We start from the raw sequence: 19,591 nt of genomic DNA, 5'->3' as shown, positions 1-19,591 counted from the left end.
AAGCTTATCCGAAAAAGAGATACATCGTTCGTGCTTGTCCTTCCCGACCCATCCGGTTGAGTCCAGAAGGACTCAGATCACATTAACCCCAACTGTCCTTGAAATCCCGTAATAATACGACTGCCATCCTTTAAGATGTGGATTTCCATCTGATCACTCGCCCAAGTAATTTGATCTTGAAAAGCAGGATTAAAAATGTGAATCCGTTGATTGCGCGAGGAAACCGGAGAATCCGGCGAATGAATGGCCAACGACTCAACATAGGGTCCATCCACTAAAATATCTAACTGGGCTAACAACGCATCCGCACCTTTCGGGGCATCATCCCGGCGTAATTCCTCTAAGGTAAACCCCGTAAAAGACATCACATTTAAGCCTTCAGCCTTCAAGATTTCGGCTAATTCCCCTAATGCCGAAGCTTGCCAAAAAGGCTCACCCCCCGAAAACGTCACCCCTTGATTATTGGGATTTTTTAAAATTTGTTCAGCTAAGGTTTCAACAGCCACTAATTGATTAATTTCAAAAGACCAAGAAGCCGGATTAAAACAACCCGGACATTCTCGTTTACATCCTTGAACCCACACCACCGCCCGAATTCCCGGACCATTGACTTGGGATTCATCCACATACCCCATGATGTTGAGATGATGGGCTGGAATTTCAACGGGAGTAGGAGAAGCGTAATCAGTAAATGGTGTCATGGGAGGAAAACCTAAAGAGCCTTGTTCCCTTTCTCCCTAAAATTGCCACCTTCTGGCTTTTTCTTTAGAGTTTTTTAAGATTTCTACTCCAATGTAGCGATATAGCGTTTCCAAATGTTCCCGGTTCCCTATTCCCCATTCCCTATTCCCCATTCCCCATTCCCTATTCCCTATTCCCTATTCCCCATTCCCTATTCCCCATTCCCTATTCCCTATTACCTTGTGGACTACAAAACTCAAATGGAACCACTATAGAGAAGTATATCAAAAAGGCAAACACACAAACCGATCTCGCCCTTGTATTTTAGCTTCATATAATGCCTGATCGACAATGTGCAGCCATTGATCTAAAGACTGATTGCCCTGGGGAATACCACTACTCACCCCTAAACTCATTGTCACCTGTTTGTAGGGAATTCCTGCGGCATCACACACGGGGGATTTTATATGGGGAATCTCTGCTTTTTTCAGTTTGTCTCGGATGCGTTGAGCGACACGAACCGCTCCTGTTAAGTTAGTTTTAGGTAATATAATCGCAAATTCTTCCCCACCATAACGGGCTAATAAATCACCGGGGCGATTTAAGGAGCTATTGAGAAGATGGGCAACGTTTTGTAAACAACGATCTCCGGCTAAATGACCGTAGGTGTCGTTATAAAGTTTGAAGTAGTCTAGATCCCCCAATAGTAAACTACAGGATTCCTTTTCTCGGTGGTGTTGTAACCAAATTTGTTGTAAATATTCCTCAAAATGGCGACGATTGGCAACTTGGGTTAACCCATCAATGCGGGCTTGATATTGTAATTTTTGTTTTTCGTGGTGTTGTAAGGTTTTGAGTTGATGTTGCAGTTGAATCCGTTCAATGCGAATGAGAACACGAGTCACTAATTCCGGTCCAACTACGGGTTTGCAAATAAAATCATCCACTCCGGCCGCGAAAACTTCTTGAATGGCTTGGGCTTGAGAACGGTCTGTAATGCCGATAATGGGTAAATCCCCCCATTCTGCATCTTGACGCACTACGCGGCAGAGTTCCAGACTCTGCACAACGGTCATTTCTAAGTTGAGAATCAATAAATCTGGGGCGGTTTGGGTGAGGATCTCCCAGAATCGTTCGGGATGCTTAATGCTGGTAATTTCCAGTCCCCAAGGTTCTAATAAACTGCGTAAGGTTTTGAGGGTGAGGGGATCATCGTCCATAATCATCACCTTAGCATCGGTGCTGGTGGGGGGAAGGAGGAGGGGCGTGATAGTTTGGACGATTTGGGGGAGGGCAATGGGCTTATGGAGAAAGCCTTTTGCCCCTAAACGGGAGGCGGTGAGGCGATCGCCTAAGCCCCCTCGTACCGTAAACATTAGCACCGGAATCTGGGGCAGACGATGGGTTAATTCATCTAAAAATTGCAAGCCATTTTGCTCAGTTTCCGAAAAGACTAAATCCAGCAAAATTACATCGGGTAATCGTTGTTTTAACCACAGTCGCGCCTCCTCAATAGTCTGGACTGTTTCAATTCTCACCCCCCACTGGGTCGCCTCCCGCATCAACTGACTGGTTAAGTTCAGGTCGTCATCAATCACTAACACTAAGGGGGTGGGCAATTGTCCGGTTTCGTCATCAAGACGAGGAGGACAACAGAGAATATGTTTTAACTGGGCAACCTGATTACTAAAATAAACCGATTCGAGGGCTGTATAGGGGGTTGCTCGGTCGAGAAGTTCCTCTAGTTTCCGGGCTATCTCAGATCCCATCGGATAGCCAAAGGTGCCGAGACTCCCGGCTAATTTGTGGGCGTTGATTTTGGCCTGTTCATGTAACTCCTTGGTTAGGGTGTTGTCCTTCAGAGCTTCTGCGGCTTTGTCTAAAAGCTGCACCTGCTCTTGAAAACTGTCCTGATATTGCTTTAAAACCGTCACTAAGCGGGCTAATTTATCGGTTTTGAGGCTGGATACATTGGGGGCAGGGTGGGCGGTGTCTTGGGGCTTTAAACGGTATCCTAGACCATATAAGGTGTCGATGGGATCAATGGGCAACCCAGCCGCCCGCAATTTGCGCCGTAATTCTTTGATTAACGTTGTCACCGCGCTTTCTGTAGGACAGTGATCCATTGACCACAGCCGATCAATAATGGCACTACGACTATAGACCCGTTGAGGATTTTCTAAGAAGAGTTGTAATAAGTTATATTCTTTATGGGTTAAGGAGATCAGTTGATTCTGATAGGTGATTTCTGCGGTGGCGGGATTACAACAGAGTTCTCCCCAGCGCAGGATTTTGGGGTTGAGGGGATGGGCAGCCCGTCGGAGTAGGGCGCGAATGCGGGCTAGGAGTTCTGAGGGGGTGTAGGGTTTGGTGACGTAATCATCAGCCCCTGCCTCAAATCCAGCCACGACATCCTGATGGGAGGCTTTAGAGGTTAACAGTAAGATGGGTTTTTGGTAGCCACTCGAACGCAAACGACGACATAGGGTTAAGCCGTCGAGATGGGGGATTAACCAATCTAACAGAATGAGGTCGTAGTCCGTATTACTGGCTAAATCTAAGCCGATACGACCATCTGTTGCTCGGTCTATCACATAATGATGTTGAGTTAATAATCGCGTCAGAAAATCCCCGGTAACGGGATCATCTTCAACTACTAAAATTTTCACGATAGGATCACAACATAAAGGATAGCTCATGCAGTTTCATGGTGTTGACATCCCCCCCGGTTAAAACCACTTTGCAACGCTTATAATAGGCTTGGGTTAACGGATTTTCGTCATCACAGCAAACGGGAGAATCAGGGTTTGAACCGGATCTGTTTGAACCGGATCTGACAGAGCAGAGATAGGATAGCTGATCTTTTGGATTTTGACCCAAGCTAAGGAAGCTAGGTCGCACAGCACATCTGGGCTTTAAAGTGTGAAGCTTTCCCTTACCATGTTTTGATAATTACGGGATAGTTTTTTCCCCTTACAATGTTTTAAAAACTCGGCGATCGCTTTGGATAGATGAATAGCAAGTTGATCATGATTTCGGACTTTGATCAAGGGCTGGTCTTCCAGCATAGTACAAATTTTTCCTAAAGGACGGTTCTATTCACAGTTTTTAACTTGATTGACACTCCCTCACCTCTGTACTTAGGGCTTGCTGAAAAAACCCAACGCTAGACTCAACAGGGTAATAGGGCATCGGTAACTGATAAAGTGAACTTTCAATGGGACAAAATTGAAACCGCCCTCTGCTATAGCAAAGGGCGGGGTTTGCATACCAAAATTTTGGTCACTGATGCACTCTATTGAGGAGGACGGGGAAAAGGGGTTTCAACAAAACCGAGTTCAAACAGTTGCTGATAGGCTTTTTTGCCCAATTCAGTGGTAGGGTTTTGCGATCGCACAATTTGAATCAACAACGGCACAGACAAATCTGGCTTATTTTGAGCGCGATGGACTAAGGCTAATTGGTAGGTCGCCTGATCTCGCAACTGGGCTGTATTGAGGGCATTTCTCCGGTGAGACTCCGACATCCGGTTATCAATCCCCGAAAAAGTCGAAGAGAGTTGTTGATAAAAATTAGACAATTGGTTGAAGACTTGGCGTGCTTCTTGGAGTCTTTGGGCGGCTAAATCATAGTTTTGGTTGCCTACCGCTTGACTCGCTTCATCTAATAACCGTTGTCCCCCCGGAATACTCAAAAGACTGGTCGTTTGTTGTAAGGGACGTAACCCATCGGAGGGCGTAAAATTGGGGTCAATATCGCCATCTTCTAAAGGGACTTGAGCTTGTGCCGCAGTGGGCAGAATCATCCCCGCGAGAAGGGCGCACAGCAGAAGTTGAAGGTTGAAGCGGCGAACCGTTCCGAAAAATAGCATTGAATAACCTCTTAGGCCAAGGCCGCAAAACACAACACAATCGTGACAGGACGATCGTCCTATCTGTTGGCATACGATTTTAGCACTCTGTTGGAACAATTGGGGAACTTGCCCTTTTGGTAAGCAAGACTGGGTTTCGCAGGTCTGTTCTATAATTATCGCGGAACAACTTCCTCAGAGTTGGGCTGAAGGGGTGGAGAAGGATAACCTTAAACGGGGTGTCATTCTCAAACCTGATGGGTGTTGATCAATATTTCGGAATGGGACAGTATGACAAACCCGGAAGATATGGAATTGTCCCCTCGTGGGGTAGTTGAAGCGAAAATTGGCTTAATTTTACAACGGGGAGGGGAAGAACTACCCTTGCTGAAGGTGGGCGATCGCTTTACCCTCGCGCTCAAGACCCAAGAAATCCCGGCCGCCTTTCAACAGTGGCGTTTGAGAGCGATTCCTCCCAGTGAATTATGGGAGGTGCAAGTTACCCCCCAAGCTTTGGAGGAACAAATCGCCCTCGCTCGGCAACACCCCGAGGTAGCCTTTGCCAGTCATGTCTACCAACTCCAACAGAGTCCTGAAACCTTGCTCTATTTGAGTCGGGAATTAACCCTACAATTCCGGGACTCCCTCACCGAAACCGAACAACAAGCTATTGCCGATAGTTGGGGATTAGACCGCCAAGAAGCCATCTCCGGCATCCCCAACACCTTTATTTATTTCCTCACCCCCACCTCCCCAGAAAACCCCCTCAAGCTGGCTAATCGCTTAAGCGCCCATCCCGACATCCTCACGGCCGAACCTAATGTAATCTTGCAACAGGCGGCCTATTATCGCCCCCAAGAAGAACATTACAGCGAACAGTGGTACTTATTCCACCAAGGGGGGAATCAATTAGCCGTTAATTCCCATATTGATATAGAAAGAGCTTGGGATATTACCCGGGGGGTGCGGTCAGTGGTGGTGGCCGTTGCCGATGATGCTATTGACCTAAACCACCCGGACTTTCAAGGCAAGGGGAAAATTGTCGCCCCCTACGACTTCAAAGATCAGGACTTTTTACCCCTCCCCGGCAACCGCCAAGAAAGTCACGGCACGGCCTGCGCGGGGATTGCGGTGGCGGAAGAAAACGGCAAGGGAATCATCGGTGTTGCCCCGAATTGCGCCCTCATGCCGTTGCGGACGACGGGTTATTTAGATGATCGGTCGATTGAACAATTGTTCAATTGGGCAGTGGAAAATAAGGCTGATGTGATCTCTTGTAGTTGGGGGGCCGCCGTAGTCCATTTTCCCCTCTCTCTGCGACAACGGGCGGCCTTGCACCGAGCGGCAACCCAAGGGCGAGAGGGCAAGGGCTGCGTGATTGTCTTTGCGGCTGGCAATGCCAACCGTCCGGTACAGGGGAAAATCTATGAGCGAGATTGGCCGAATAATCTCCTCAATGGGCCTACAGATTGGTTAAGTGGTTTTGCGGCTCATCCCGATGTGATTGCGGTGGCAGCTTCAACCAGTTTGAATAAGAAGGCGGCCTATAGTAATTGGGGGGAACATATTTCCGTCTGCGCGCCGAGTAATAACGCCCCACCGGGGATGTGGTTTCAAAAAACGGGTTTTGTGCAAACGGCCCCGAGAGTGACAACTTGGTTGCCGGGACGGGGGATTTTTACCACAGATTTACTGGGAGATTTGGGCTATGATGCGGGGGATTTTACTCGTAGTTTTGGGGGAACATCCAGTGCTTGCCCAGTGGTGGCTGGGGTGGCGGCTTTGATGTTATCGGTTAACCCGAACCTAACGGCTCAACAAGTGAAGCAACTGCTGCAAAATAGCGCCGATAAGATTGTAGACCGCGATCGCGACCCCCAACTGGGGTTACAACTGGGGACCTACAATCAACAAGGTCATTCCCAATGGTTTGGCTACGGGAAAGTGAACGCTTTTCGGGCGGTGCAAGCCGCCCAACAACAACAGGCCCAAGGAGGGAGGACGGACAAGGTACAAACTGTAGAATTGCGACAAAATCAGCCCCTAACTATCCCAGATCATGAGCCGAGGGGGGTAGTCAGTGCGATCGCCCTCAATCAAGGCGGACCGGTGGAACAGGTCGAGGTGCAACTAGAACTCAGACATCAGTTTCTGGGGGATTTGGAAGTTTATCTCCTCCCCCCTAGCGGAGAAACCTTACTCCTACAAAATCGCAGTCTGGGCAACCAAACCATGTTACGCGCCACTTATAATTCCCTCAATACTCCCCTTCTCCAGCGTCTAAAAGGACAGTCTGGGCGAGGCAATTGGCAACTCTGGATAATTGATCATGCCCTGGGGGATACTGGGCAGTTGTGGAGTTGGGGGCTAAAAATTAGTTTACGTCTGTAATCCCCTTGAATTAATAATTAACCCAGGAACACCCACGGCCGACCCGTCGTGTCTCCCAACGAGAAAGGACTAGAAACAATGTTAAAGTGGCTCAAAAATCTTTCCCAACAACTGAACCCCCAAACCCATATGCACCCGGAGGATGTGCCGGAGGCAGCCGAGGAAGCGGCGGAGGAATCTACTCAACCGCTAACCGATAAAGATTATGAGTTTTTGTTTACCCAACTCTTGGAAGGGGTAGGACATGGTTGGCAACCGATTCGCGTTCAACGGTTTTTTGAAGCCCTCGAAAGTCGTGGCACGATCGAACAATGGGTAGAGTGGCTACAACGTTATGGAGCTAAGATTCTGGCTTCTTCTAACTCAAATCAGGATTTAGCGAGACGTTTGGTGGCGTTGGGTGAAGTTACGCGATCGCTCCCCCAATACCAAAAAGTAGGCGAGACGGCCGGGGGAATTGGTCGCCTGTTAGTGGCGCGAGAGAGTCAAGGAGATAGTGACACTTGGCAATATAGTGATTCCCCAGTGTATCGCCCCCAACCGGATCCCCCTCCCTCCTCAGAACCGGAAACGGTGTTACCTCCTCCCCCCAGCAGTGGGATTCCTCCCCTCAACCCCCAAACCATCCCCACAGGGGACAATCGCACCATTACCCTAGATGAATTGTTGGTGCGGCTACAACAGGATGAGAATTTGGTGCAACAGGTCGCCCAACGTTTGGGGTTACAGTCCAATGACCCCCAAGAGATTATTCAGGAGTTGGTGCGGCAAATTAATCAACGGAATGCCGCCCAAGGCATCCCCGCCACCTCGCCGCCTCCGGTGTCGAGTAGTGATGCCGCCGAGGCTGCCTTTAATCAAGGGGTGCAGTTTTACGAGGTGGGGAGTTTTGAACAGGCGATCGCGGCCTGGGAAAAAGCCATTGAGTTAAAACCCGACTATTATCAAGCTTGGGGTAATCGGGGGTTAGGGTTAAAAAACCTCAGTCGCTATTCCGAAGCCATTGAGTCCTATGATCGGGCCATTGGTTTAAAGCCGGACTTTCATAAGGCTTGGTATAATCGCGGTCTGGCTTTGGATGAGTTGGGGCGCTATGAAGAAGCGATCGCCTCCTACGACCAAGTATTACAAATTAAACCGGATTTCCATAAAGCTTGGTACAGTCGCGGCAACAGTTTAGACAACATTGGACGCTACGAGGAAGCCGTAGCCTGTTATGACCGAGCCATTGACTTAAAATCAGACTTTTATAAGGCCTGGTCCAGTCGGGGGAATGCCCAGAAAAGTCGGGGGATGTATGAAGAAGCCGTCATGAGTTATGACGGGGCCCTGCGGCTGAAATTAGACGACCCGGAAATCTGGTATAACCGAGGTCTGGCACTCGCCTCCCTAGGACGAGAACAAGAAGCCATCGCCAGTTATGAAAAAGCCCTCGAATTACGCCCCAATGATCACGCCGTCCTCTGGAGTCGAGGGGATGCCAAAGCTGACTTAGGACTGTGGGAACAGGCGCTCGCCGATTATGACCGGGTGATTGCCGTCAATCCCAACTTTGCGGCCGTGTGGTGTAGTCGGGCGAATGTCCTGCAAACCTTGGGGCGCAACGATGAAGCCCTGATGTCTTATGATCAGGCGATCGCCCACAATAAAACCCTCACCGAAGCCTGGTACGGTCGCGCCAACACCCTCTATCAATGGCAACGCTACCCCGAAGCCCTCGATAGTTATAACCACGCCCTCTCCTGTGAACCCAACTTTGATCTCGCTTGGAAAGGCCGCGCCCTCACCCTCCTCGCCCTCAACCGTCCCGAGGAAGCCATTGGCTGTTTTGACCGTTGCCTACAACTCGCTGGAGAAGAGTGGGAAATCTGGTCAGGGCGTAGTCGGGCCGCCAAACGTTCCGGAGAAGCCGACCTATTGTTAATGGCCTTGAGTCCCGTTGTGCAGAATGACCCCCGCTTAAACCTCCGAGGCTACGAGGGGCAATTAGCCAACTTAGAACGGGGTCTAAGCGCCCTTTCCCCGGACCTATACCCCGAAGCTTGGGGGCAACTGCAACGACAAATTGCCCTCGCCCACTACCAACAAGCCCTAGAAGAAGAAAAACCCCAAGGTTTATGGCAAACCGCCTTGAACTGTAGTAACGAAGCCTTAGATGTCCTAACTCCCGAAGCCTTCCCCCTGCTCACCCTGCAACTCTGGCAAGAGCAAATTCAAACCCATCTCTGCTTAGAACAGTTAAAACAAGCCGAAGCCGTTCATCAAAAAGCCTTATCCCTGCAACAAAACCTGCTCACCAGTAGCAACCTCAACCCAGAACAGCAAAAGCAACTGAGTTTGAAACTAGCGGGATTAAACGCCTTAGCCGTGGATCTTGCCCTGCAAAACGGGGAATTTAAACAGGCCCTCGAAGCCGCCGAAGCCAGCCGCAACTGGGTTCTCTCTTGGCTCTTAGACCGTCCCGAATTGCGCCAAAACCGCTTAAACTGGGAAGCCATGCAGCGCCTCATGCCACCTCAGACGGCCCTGGTCTACTGGCATATTAGCCCCAATACCCTCACCACCTTTATTTTAAAACCCAATGCCCCGGAACCCGTAGTGGTGGGACATACCCCCAATGTGGTGTTAAATGTAGTCTTGAGTCCTTCCCTGCGTTCTCGGGTAGAATCCGCTAAGGCCGACAGTGAGGCCTCCCTAGATTTGTTATTGGAACTGTTGGGTCTAGGGGAAGAACCCCGCCGTAAAGCCAGTAAACCCGATACAACCCCTCAACAAAAAGAACGCACCCAAGAGAACGTAGACGAGTACACCGCCGCCCGGAAACGGTTGCTATATCTCAAAGAGTGGTTAGGGGTGTGGCAGGAAGCCCAGCAGGACTTAGAACACTTTGCCGATCAACTCCCCGCCTGTTTAGAACGCCTCCAAGACATTCTCCAAATCCCCGAAATTTGGGAGGAATTGGAGGATGAATCCCTTAGCCAAATGATCTTGATTCCCCATCAAGACTTGCACCGTCTCCCCCTGCCCGCCTTATTTGGGGAGCGGGTTACTATCACCACCCTCCCGAGTTTACAACTGGGACAAGCCTCCGAGATTCCAGAATCCTCCTCTGAGGACTTAGCGGATCCTTGGTTAAAAGGGGAAGAACCCGGGACTACAGCCCCCACCTCAAGCCAGCCTCTACTGTGCCTAGAATGCCCTACAGCGCCTTCTGGGAGTAATCGAGAGTCCCTTAGTCAATCGAGCCTAGAAGCGGCTTTATTGGGCGTAATTGTGGGGAATATGCAGCGTTTAGATCCCACTTCTATCAGTCAACGGCAATGTTTAGATGCTATTGCCTCGGGCCAAGGTTTATTACACCTCCTCGCCTATACCACCTACAACACCGTTAATCCCCTCCAATCTACCCTAGTCCTTCAAGGGTCGGAGCGGCTTACCTTGCGCCAACTCTCTTCCCTCTCCCTCTCCCGTTATTCTCTCGTCACCTTGGGGGCTGCCGAGATTCCCGTCACGGGATACCCAGAAGAGAACCCCGACTATGGCGGTGTTGCTACTGTCTTGAATAGCCAAGGGGTGAAAGCCGTCCTCCGTCCCCTCTGGCCTCTAGATCCCACCGTGCGGCTGTTGTTTATGGTGGAGTTTCACCGACGCATTGCCCACAGTCAAAGGGCCACCGTCGCCCTCCAACAAACCCAACAATGGTTACGCCATTTAACCGTTCGTCAGTTAGTGCAATGGTACTTAGATAGAGCGCAGGAATTGGAAACCTATCCCCAATCTCTATCGGAAGAGTTAGTCAGTGCGGCCCGTCAACGCCAAGAAGCCCTAAATCAAGGCAAGGGCGACCTCACCCCTTATGCTCATCCTTATTACTGGGCAGCCTTTACCCTCTCTGGGAATACTTGAATTGTCCCTCAATCGTGGATTGTTGAGGATCCCCGCCCTTGCCTAGAGGGGGCTTTCATGCTCCCCTATGACTTTGTAACAGGCTTGTCAGACTTGAAACTACATCTAAGGATAGGTTATCAAGAAAGCAACAGCCCTTTTTCTAGTGGATGTCAACCAAATTATGAGTGAAATGAACTCGAACACCCTTGAAGATGTGCAAATTCCTCGCGAAGTGCGAGTCACCCAACTGCAAAACTTAATTGACACCTTGCGAATTGCGGAGGAAATTGCGACCAAAGGTTACTTAATTAGCAGTTCTGAATTAGCTGACCTCATGGACGTGAATGCTAGTGCTGTCACGAGTCGCGGAGATCACTGGTCTTGGCGCAATTGGGTAATTTCTAGAGTCCGCAGAGAAGGGAATCAAATTCTCTGGCAATTAGAACGGGTGGATTAAAGCCCTCTTTTTTGAAAAGTTACCAGTCTGCTCCCCTATTCTTCTACCCCTTGGTTTTGGATAGGGGATTTCGTTATGTTTAATCAGGAAGCCCCATCCTCGCCAACGGCAGGGTGGAGTAGTTCACCTATTAATGATTGATCGGTAATGCTTACTAGCCTTCTTTGGATTCTGCTCATGGGCTTTTTTGTCGGTCAAATTGCCCGGCGTTTAAAAGCACCGCCCCTGTTTGGGATGATTCTGGCGGGGATTATCTTGGGGCCAGAAGTGGCGAACGTTCTCAGGTCAGAACTGCTGGAATCGGCTCAGGCTCTGCGAACCATTGCGGTTATGATTATCTTGATGAAAGCAGGGCTAGGATTAGACCGGGAAAAATTGGCTCAACAGGGTACTGTTGCGATTCGCTTAGGATTCCTCCCGGCTACTTTTGAAGCGGTAGTTATTGCGATCGCCTCCCTGTTCCTCTTTCAACTGGACTGGATGACTGGACTCCTCCTCGGCTGTGTCGTGGGGGCAGAATCCCCGGCCGTTATTGTCCCCGGAATGTTACGCCTCAAAAGTTTAGGCTGGGGTGTCATCAAAGGCATTCCTGACACCATTTTAACCGGAAGCGCCGTCTCAGATGTCCTGCTCCTCCTCGTCTTTAACCTCCTGCTCAATTTCCTCTCCCAAGGCATGGACACCGGAATCACCCTCCCCGGAGGCCTGACCTTAAATGCCTTGGAATTACTGCCCCTGCAAGTTATTAGTCAAATTGCCGTGGGGATTGGTTTAGGATTTTGTGCCGCCCGTTGGCTTATTTCTCTGTTAGTGCGGCAAAATTGGACGCAAAACACGGTACAAGATACCCTCGTGGTGGCCGGAATTGCCCTACTTTTGGTCGTGACGGCGGAGCAAATCCCCCTCTTTTCCGGTTATATGGCTGTCATGGCAACGGGCTATTTTTTACTGGAATTCGATGCTCCCCTAGCCCGGGAAATTCGTAAAGGCTTTGATGGATTATGGATTGGGGCAGAAATTATGCTCTTTGTCCTGATGGGGGCGAGTGTTCAACTTTCTGTCTTGGGAGATATTTTACTCCCCGGTTTACTTCTCCTCGCCCTTGGTACTCTAGTTGGACGAGGTTTAGGTTGGTATCTGTCCACATTAGGCAGTAATTGGACTCCCTCAGAACGCCTATTTTTATTAGCTGGGAATTCGGCTAAAGCTACGGTACAGGCGGCCATTGGGGCGATTCCCTTGGCCTATGGTATTGCGGGAGGGGAGATTATTTTAGCGATCGCCGCCCTGTCTATTCTAGTCACCGCCCCCCTCGGCGCTTGGGCGATTCCCACTTTTGCCCCCAAACTCCTCGAACAAGGGGAAGTAGACCCCACTAAAGTGAATATCAGTCGCCAAGTGCGTCTATTGGTGGCCGTAGACACTTCCCCCCTCTCCTATCCCATTATGGTCAAAGCGGCCGACCTCGCCCGACGGGGCAACAGTGAGGTCATTGTGCTGCACGTCCTTTGCACTGATGACCCCCTTGGACTGGATAAGCTGAAACAAAACGCCCGGCAAGTCTTCGCTGATATTCGCTATCAATTCCTGACAGTCACTGGGTCGATTTCTGAGGAAATTGTCCGCACGGCTCAACAGTATCAAGTGGATGAAATTATCATGGGGAAACGAGGGGAACGGAGTTTATCTGAGCAAATTTTAGTGAGTTCGGTTTCCCAAGCCATTTTAGAAACGGCCGCTATTCCCGTGATTATTGTTGGCGAATAGTGAACAGTGCATCAGGGCAACAGGGTGAACTACCCCACCCTGCCGTTGGCGAGGATGGGGTAGTTCACTTGAGGAATCCGGTTATGGATTTGATGGGTGTAGGGGCGAAAAATTTTTCGCCCCTACTGGGTAAAAATTCTTGTTGTTTGTTTAAGGGGATGTGCCTCACGTTCTTCAGACAGTTGTTTTTTCGCCATTATAGCTGTCGGGTCGTTGATTTGGAGGGAGGGAAGGAAACGCTTGCGCCCCAAGACCTAGAAACCCGGTTACTCACAGCCCCGCCAACCGCAGAAAATGCACCCGCCCCGACCTATCCCCCGCCACCACCCCCGCCCCATCCGGGGCAAGGGCGCAAACCTTAAACCCTGCATCAGATGTAAAACTGGTGATCTCTTCCCCTGTGGCTAAATTCCACAGTTTCAGGGTTTTATCAGTCGATCCAGACACCGCTCGTTTCCCGTCGGGGGCGATCGCTCCATCTGTTTAGCGACATATTTTGCTTGTTGTTTTTCGGAATCGGTTAAGTCGGCAACCCCCACAAATCCCCACCGAATAAGTTGATTGATTTCATCTATCCTTCGGGCAAACTTCAAAAGCCGACTCATGTCGATAAAAACACACCTTGAACTCTGCAAAGAAGTTCATTTGTCCAAGAATAACGGGTACATCTCGCGATTCAGTCCAAGCAAACGCAAGTAGCACGGGAGGAAACTGAGCGATCGCACCCGATACAACCAAACCTCGTGAATCGCTTCGACCCAAATTACCGCTTAAAGGGATTGAAACCGTCTTATTTTCCCAGATTGCTCCTAGCTGTAAACCGATCTCGTAGGGCAAAACATTGACACTCGCGCCTGTATCTAGCAACGCCGTCACGTCCACAGAGCGATCGCCTAACGTGAGCGTCAAGGGTAAATAGGGCATGATGGCAGAGCGCCCAAGACTATCAATGCGTTCGGTGAATGAATATCGTTGTCCATCAAGCATTAGATGCTACCTTCCTTTGCTGCCACCAGAAGATCCGACAAAGCCTGAACAGATGTGCTATCTGTTTGCGGCGACCATACCACTGCCTGAGTCGATGCAAGCTGCTCGAGCAACTCATTTGCTGAGTCAACTTCTCCAGTTAGTTCTAGGCTACACCCTTCCTCCTGAGCGACTGCCAAGAGGAGAAAGTGAAGCAGTCGAAGTTTATCTTGATGAGATAACTGATTAACGGTAGGTAACAGTTCGCTGAGTAACATAGAGTCGGCTCCGGGAAATGTGCTTCTCCATTATAGGTTTGACTGTCCTTGAGGCTTTTATCGGATGGTTCTAGCAACCGGGTTGCTTTCCCATCACCACAAACCAGAAACCGGGTTGCTGGGAGTTGCCGGTTATTCCCCAAGCTGAGTAGAGAAGCCCGGTTACAGATTTTCAAATATTCAATGATTCTAAGTCTCGATACCCATTAATGATGCGAGCAACATCTATCCCGTCAGGTCGTGGAAGGTAAAATATGATGTAATTTTCCACAATCAAACCTCGGAGATTTGCTTTAATGTGACTGTAGTTTTTGCCCATGTTGGGAAATTGAGCAAACTAACGGCACTTATCCCGGACTTTTTCAAAAAATCTAATCGCTATGTCTGGGTTTATTGCCGACAGGGATGCACAAATTTCGTCTAAGTCGGCTAGGGCAGCATCAGAGAATGAATAATTTCCCATCAGGAATCTTCAGTTTGTTGCTGTAAGCGGTTCAGCAGTCGATTAAATACAAGTTCTCCCTCTGTAACTTTTCCTTGTTGAATTTGGCTTTCTCCGATTTCGATTTGTTGGCGCAGTTCGGCTAGATATTGTTCTCTTTTGTCTAATAGTTCCAAGGCGGCTAATATCAGTTCATCTGCTGACTGGTAGCCTCCCCGATTTAATTGATGGGCAATGCGTTGTTCAATTTCTGGTGTCAGGGATAAACTCATGGTGGCTCACATAGAGATTAATTTAATTGAGGAATTGGGTTGTGGATTTGATGGGTGTGGGGGCGTTGGCGTAAGCCTGCCGGAGGCACAAAAGTTTTTCGCCTTTACTGGGTAAAAAGTCTTTTTGTTGTTTGTTTAAGGGGATTTGCATCTCTCCAGACAGTTGTTTTTTCGCCATTATAGCTGTCGGGTTGGTGATTCGGAGGGAGGGAACGCTTGCGCCCCACGATGGTCAAGCGGGTTGCTGGGGGTTGCCGGTTTTTCCCCAGGCTGATCTAACCGGGTTGCTCACAGCCCCTCCAACCGCAGAAAATGCACCCGCCCCCTATTATCCCCCGCCACCACTGTCACTCCATCCGGGGCAAAGGCACAAGCATTAAACCATGCTTCAGCGGTAAAACTGGCGATTTCCTCCCCCGTGGCTAAATTCCACACTATCAGAGTGTTATCCCATGAACCGGAAACCGCCCGTTGCCCATCGGGGCTGATGGCTACGGCTGTTACCATGCCACTATGCCCAGTGAGGGTGCGTTCATTTTGCCCCGTCACTAAATTCCACACCTTCAGAGTCTCATCTAGTGAACCAGAAACCGCCCGTTGCTTATCGTCACTGATGGCTACGGCTGTTACCATGCCACTATGCCCAGTGAGGGTATGTTCTGCTTCCTCTACTAGAGTTGATTCCTCTGTAGCCAAATTCCACATCTTTAGAATCCTTCTGAAGGCTTGGCGGCGGGTGAAGGTACGTTCCACTTTTTCTGTTACTAAATTCCACACCTTTAGGGTTCTATCATTTGAACCGGAAACCATTTTTTTGCCATCAGCACTAATTGCTACGGCTAATACTGAACCGTAAACCATCTTCTGTTCACCATAAAAACTGGTGATGATCGTGTAGTCTACCTTGCCACTATGACCTTTGAGAGTATATTCTATTTTCCCTGTGGTTAAATTCCATACCTTCATATCATCACTTAACCCGGACACATCATCCCCTGAACCGGAAACCGCCCGTTGCCCATCAGCACTGATGGCTACCGCTGTTATCGATCTACGATGACCGGTGAGAATACGTTCTAGTTCTCCTGTAGCTAAATTCCACACTTGCAAGGTCTTGTCAATTGAGCCGGAAACCGCCCGTTGCCAATCAGCACTGATGGCTACCTTTGTTATCGAGCCACTATGACCGGTGAGGTTAAGGGTGCGTTCAACTTCCCTCGTAGCTAAATTCCACACCATCAAGGTCTTATCCCATGAACTGGAAACTGCTCGTTGCCCATCAGCACTGATGACTACGGCATTTACCGAGTTACTATGACCGGTGAGGGTGCGTTTCGCTTGTTTCGCTTCTCCTGGGGCTACATTCCACACCTTCAGAGTCCTATCATGTGAACCGGAAACCACTCGTTGACCATCAGCACTGATGGCTACGACTGTCAGTGAGCTACTAGTGAGGGTGTGTTCCACTTCTCCCGTCACTAAATTCCATACTTTCAGGGTATTATCATCTGAACCAGAAAGTGCCCGTTGCCCATCAGCACTGATGGCTACGCCTGTTACCAAGTTACTATGACCGGTGAGGGTGCGTTCTGCTTCCCCCGTCGCTAAATTCCACACTTTCAGGGTGTTATCACCTGAACCCGAAACCGCCCGTTGCCCATCGGGGCTAATGGCTACGGCATTTACCGAGTTACTATGACCGGTGAGGGTGCGTTCCACTTCCCCCGTCACTAAATTCCATACTTTCAGGGTCTTATCCCATGAGCCAGAAACCGCCCGTTGGCCATCAGCACTGATGGCTACGTCTATTACCACCTCACTATGGCCGGTGAGGGTGTGTTCCACTTCTCCCGTCACTAAATTCCATACTTTCAGCGTCTTATCCTCTGAACCCGAAACCGCCCGTTGCCAATCAGCACTGATGGCTACGGCAGATACTTGGTTACGATGACCGGTGAGGGCGCGTTCTGCTTCCCCCGTCGCTAAATTCCACACTTTCAGGGTGTTATCACCTGAACCCGAAACGGCCCTTTGCCCATCAGCACTGATGGCTACGGCTTGTACCAAGGCACTATGACCGGTGAGGGTATGTTCCGCTTCCCCCGTCGCTAAATTCCACACTTTCAGGGTGTTATCGTATGAACCAGAAACTGCCCATTGTCCATCAGCACTAATGGCCACAGCCATTACCGAGTCACAATGCCCAGTGAGGGTGCGAATGAGTGGCCCGCCGGGTGGGGTGAGGTTGGCAGTGAGGGGACGAAACCAGGGATTTTCCTGGGTTGGTTTAGCCTGTTCCAATAGCGCGACAATTTCAGGCTGAGGAAACGACAATAACCGCCCCAACAGTTGCCCCGCCAATTGGGTTTTATCCTGCTCTAAAACATGAGCCGATAGACGCAACGCCCCCTGAATTAGACTTAACGTTTCCTGCTCCTCACCCGACAACAACGGCAACGCCAAATCAAAATCATTAATCAGCGCAACAATCCCCACCGCCTCCAACTTCTGCTGCAAAAACCCAAAATCCGTCAACCAATCCCGCAACCGCTCCACCTCTCCCACATCCGCAAAATAACTCGGCTGGTGGCGCAACAAATGTAAACGCTTTTCCGCATCCTGCTCCCTTAACCATTCACCCAAAGCCGTGATCATAGCGGCGCTCCTTTACTGAAATTGTCAGCAATGCGGCGTTTAATATCCTCCAAATTCACCCCCGACTCCTCAGCCTCCTCCCGCAGAAAATCGCTAAAAGAAGCATGATAAATCGTGTAGCGCGTATCTCCCGCCACCGACTGCAACCGCAAAAACTGTTCCCACTCCCGCAAAATCGGCCGCAGTTGATATTCTGCCAACTCCGTCAACTCCGCCAACAACCGCCGAGACACCGCCTCCCGCACCAACGCCAACACATAAATCGTGCGCACCTTATCAATCGGGAACGGGTCAGCCAACATTCCCATACATCGCCAATGCCTCCGATAATATGGTCTCAAGCCTTGTGGTAAACTCTCCAGACTTTCACTCTCATAAAGTCCCTTCTCAATATCACTCAAAACATAGCGCAAATACATGAAATTATTTTCACTGCGAGCCACCAAATTTGTTAAAAATTGCTCCGATGTTAATTGCCGCGCTGTCACCCAATCCTGAATCTGAGGACTTCGCCCATAGCGTTTTTCTGCATAATGCCGCGCATCCTCAGCGCTTTTCGCTGGATACTGCATCAAATCAAAATGAAATAAATAATCACTTAACGGCAAATCCAACGGCTGTGGACGCTTGCTCATAATGAAATAAACCTGATTCGGTAGAGCATCCGGCAAATATAGCAGATTAGTCCGTGGAGTTTGTCGGGATGAATCCACCTCATCCAAAGCATCCACCACCACCACCAACTTTTTGCCCAGCCCAAGCTTCTTCGCTGCCTCTGCTAATAAATGCCCTAAGACATTGCTATCTTCCGTAGCGTGTTCCGGTAAACGACCATTATTTAAATTAAAGCTGTTAACCAGTTGGGTACAGATGTTTCTGAGGAACTTTTCAGGGGTGTTAATGCCATCAGATTGAATATTAAAATGGGTTAAACATCCCCCTTTAAAAAGCTGCACCAACCGCGCCATAATCGCACTCTTACCCACACCGGGATCAGCCTCAATGACAAAATAGCCCTTCGGATTGTCCCGTAAAAAATCCTGAATCGCCTGAAACACAAAACGCCGCCCGACAAAATCCTGCGTTCTTTCCTCAATAAACGCGGCACAATCTTGAGGAATCGGCAAACGCGCCTGATTGGGTTCTAAATACTGCTGCAATAACTCACGAATTTGCACCAACTCATCCCGCACCCCCGTTTCCAACTGCTGCAAAGCCCGACAAACATCCTCACGGGTCGCCAATTGCGGTAAATACTCCTGAATCTCATCAATTTTCGCCAACGTCGCCCCATGGAGGTCAAACAACATCCCCACAAAGGCTTTCCCCCCGTTGTTGGCATCATCTTTCAGGACTTGGCGCAGGTGTTTATTGAAGTTCGCCGCTAATTCTCCGGTTAACTCCTCGATGACATCCTGATAACTGTCGAGGGTATCGAGCAATACCCCCTGCTTGCATCCCTGTTGGAATAACCACGTCACCACCTCCCGCCATTCCTCTAGGGGTAGGACCTGATAATTGCCAAAATTCTCCGGAGCTTGGGCAAAAACCTGATGTAACTGGTCTTCTTGTAACCTCCCAAACAGTGCCAAATCTTGGGTTTCCTCGGCCCATTGTACCCAATACTCCTCGATTTTAGTGGCGAAATCGTCTAACGAGCCTTGAATGTCCCGATAGTGGGGGCTAACTTGTTCCTCCAAAGTTTTGGCTACGGCGCGGCCTGCGGCTTTAGCGATGTCTTCGTTGCGCAAAATACTGCCACTGTTACGCAGTTTATCGGCTAAGGTCCCTAAGTTATTGACAATCAGACCGTAGGTGACATTGGTTCCCAGTGCAAAAACTGGGTTGCTTAAGGCTCCAGTGACTATGGCACCTATGCCTAGGATGGCTGTTCCCGCTAGGAGTCTTTGGTTCAGTCTGAGCAGGTGAGAGGGGTTCATGGAG

14 protein-coding genes are annotated in these 19,591 nt (G+C 49.6%); 4 read left to right on the top strand and 10 right to left on the bottom strand.

Annotated elements, in window-relative coordinates:
• Positions 1 to 77: 77 nt before the first annotated feature.
• From K4A83_RS05530 to K4A83_RS05520, 3 genes are all read right to left on the bottom strand, one after another.
• The gene (locus K4A83_RS05530) at positions 78 to 701 is read right to left on the bottom strand and encodes a 4Fe-4S single cluster domain-containing protein (RefSeq protein WP_265263446.1); all 624 of its coding nucleotides are present in this window, start codon (positions 699 to 701) and stop codon (positions 78 to 80) included.
• 264 nt (positions 702 to 965) lie between these two features.
• Positions 966 to 3,350 carry a response regulator gene (locus K4A83_RS05525; protein WP_265263445.1) on the bottom strand — a complete coding sequence of 795 codons (2,385 nt, stop codon included), beginning with the start codon at positions 3,348 to 3,350 and terminating at the stop codon, positions 966 to 968.
• A gap of 626 nt (positions 3,351 to 3,976) precedes the next feature.
• A complete protein-coding gene (locus K4A83_RS05520) occupies positions 3,977 to 4,552 on the bottom strand; it encodes a hypothetical protein (protein WP_265263444.1) in 576 nt (191 codons plus the stop codon).
• A 270-nt stretch (positions 4,553 to 4,822) separates the two neighbouring features.
• Between K4A83_RS05520 and K4A83_RS05515 the strand changes: the two genes are divergently transcribed.
• The 4 genes from K4A83_RS05515 to K4A83_RS05500 all read left to right on the top strand — a co-directional run bounded on the left by K4A83_RS05515 (position 4,823) and on the right by K4A83_RS05500 (position 13,034).
• The gene (locus tag K4A83_RS05515) at positions 4,823 to 6,922 is read left to right on the top strand and encodes a S8 family serine peptidase (RefSeq protein ID WP_265263443.1); all 2,100 of its coding nucleotides are present in this window, start codon (positions 4,823 to 4,825) and stop codon (positions 6,920 to 6,922) included.
• 78 nt (positions 6,923 to 7,000) lie between these two features.
• Complete coding sequence (locus K4A83_RS05510) at positions 7,001 to 10,828, top strand: CHAT domain-containing protein (protein ID WP_265263442.1); 3,828 nt, start codon at positions 7,001 to 7,003, stop codon at positions 10,826 to 10,828.
• A 163-nt stretch (positions 10,829 to 10,991) separates the two neighbouring features.
• Positions 10,992 to 11,267: a hypothetical protein gene (locus K4A83_RS05505; protein WP_265263441.1), complete on the top strand. Its 276-nt coding sequence runs from the start codon at positions 10,992 to 10,994 to the stop codon at positions 11,265 to 11,267.
• Positions 11,268 to 11,414: 147 nt separating this feature from the next.
• Positions 11,415 to 13,034, top strand: coding sequence for a cation:proton antiporter (locus tag K4A83_RS05500; protein ID WP_265263440.1), 1,620 nt, complete (start codon positions 11,415 to 11,417; stop codon positions 13,032 to 13,034).
• 270 nt (positions 13,035 to 13,304) lie between these two features.
• Here K4A83_RS05500 and K4A83_RS05495 read toward each other — a convergent pair whose 3' ends face one another.
• From K4A83_RS05495 to K4A83_RS05470, 7 genes are all read right to left on the bottom strand, one after another.
• A complete protein-coding gene (locus tag K4A83_RS05495) occupies positions 13,305 to 13,481 on the bottom strand; it encodes a hypothetical protein (protein ID WP_265263439.1) in 177 nt (58 codons plus the stop codon).
• A 120-nt stretch (positions 13,482 to 13,601) separates the two neighbouring features.
• Positions 13,602 to 14,021, bottom strand: coding sequence for a pepsin/retropepsin-like aspartic protease family protein (locus tag K4A83_RS05490; protein WP_006616026.1), 420 nt, complete (start codon positions 14,019 to 14,021; stop codon positions 13,602 to 13,604).
• Positions 14,021 to 14,278, bottom strand: coding sequence for a hypothetical protein (locus tag K4A83_RS23045; protein ID WP_407809855.1), 258 nt, complete (start codon positions 14,276 to 14,278; stop codon positions 14,021 to 14,023). Before K4A83_RS23045 ends, K4A83_RS05490 begins: the two co-directional genes overlap by 1 nt.
• Positions 14,279 to 14,740: 462 nt before the next feature.
• On the bottom strand, positions 14,741 to 14,992 hold the full coding sequence (locus K4A83_RS05485) for a type II toxin-antitoxin system ParD family antitoxin (protein ID WP_265263436.1): 252 nt from the start codon (positions 14,990 to 14,992) through the stop codon (positions 14,741 to 14,743).
• A gap of 22 nt (positions 14,993 to 15,014) precedes the next feature.
• Complete coding sequence (locus K4A83_RS05480; RefSeq protein WP_265263435.1) at positions 15,015 to 15,170, bottom strand: hypothetical protein; 156 nt, start codon at positions 15,168 to 15,170, stop codon at positions 15,015 to 15,017.
• A gap of 110 nt (positions 15,171 to 15,280) precedes the next feature.
• Positions 15,281 to 17,647, bottom strand: a complete 2,367-nt coding sequence (locus tag K4A83_RS05475) for a beta-propeller domain-containing protein (protein ID WP_265263434.1) — start codon at positions 17,645 to 17,647, stop codon at positions 15,281 to 15,283.
• Positions 17,644 to 19,587 (bottom strand): P-loop domain-containing protein, encoded by a 1,944-nt coding sequence (locus tag K4A83_RS05470; RefSeq protein ID WP_265263433.1) that lies wholly within the window; start codon positions 19,585 to 19,587, stop codon positions 17,644 to 17,646. The genes K4A83_RS05475 and K4A83_RS05470 overlap by 4 nt, the downstream gene beginning before the upstream one ends.
• Positions 19,588 to 19,591 lie beyond the last annotated feature (4 nt).

The organism is Spirulina subsalsa FACHB-351 (assembly GCF_026130165.1).
Classification (GTDB): Bacteria; Cyanobacteriota; Cyanobacteriia; order Cyanobacteriales; family Spirulinaceae; genus Spirulina_A; species Spirulina_A subsalsa_A.
This window is presented reverse-complemented; position numbering and strand designations above follow the sequence as displayed.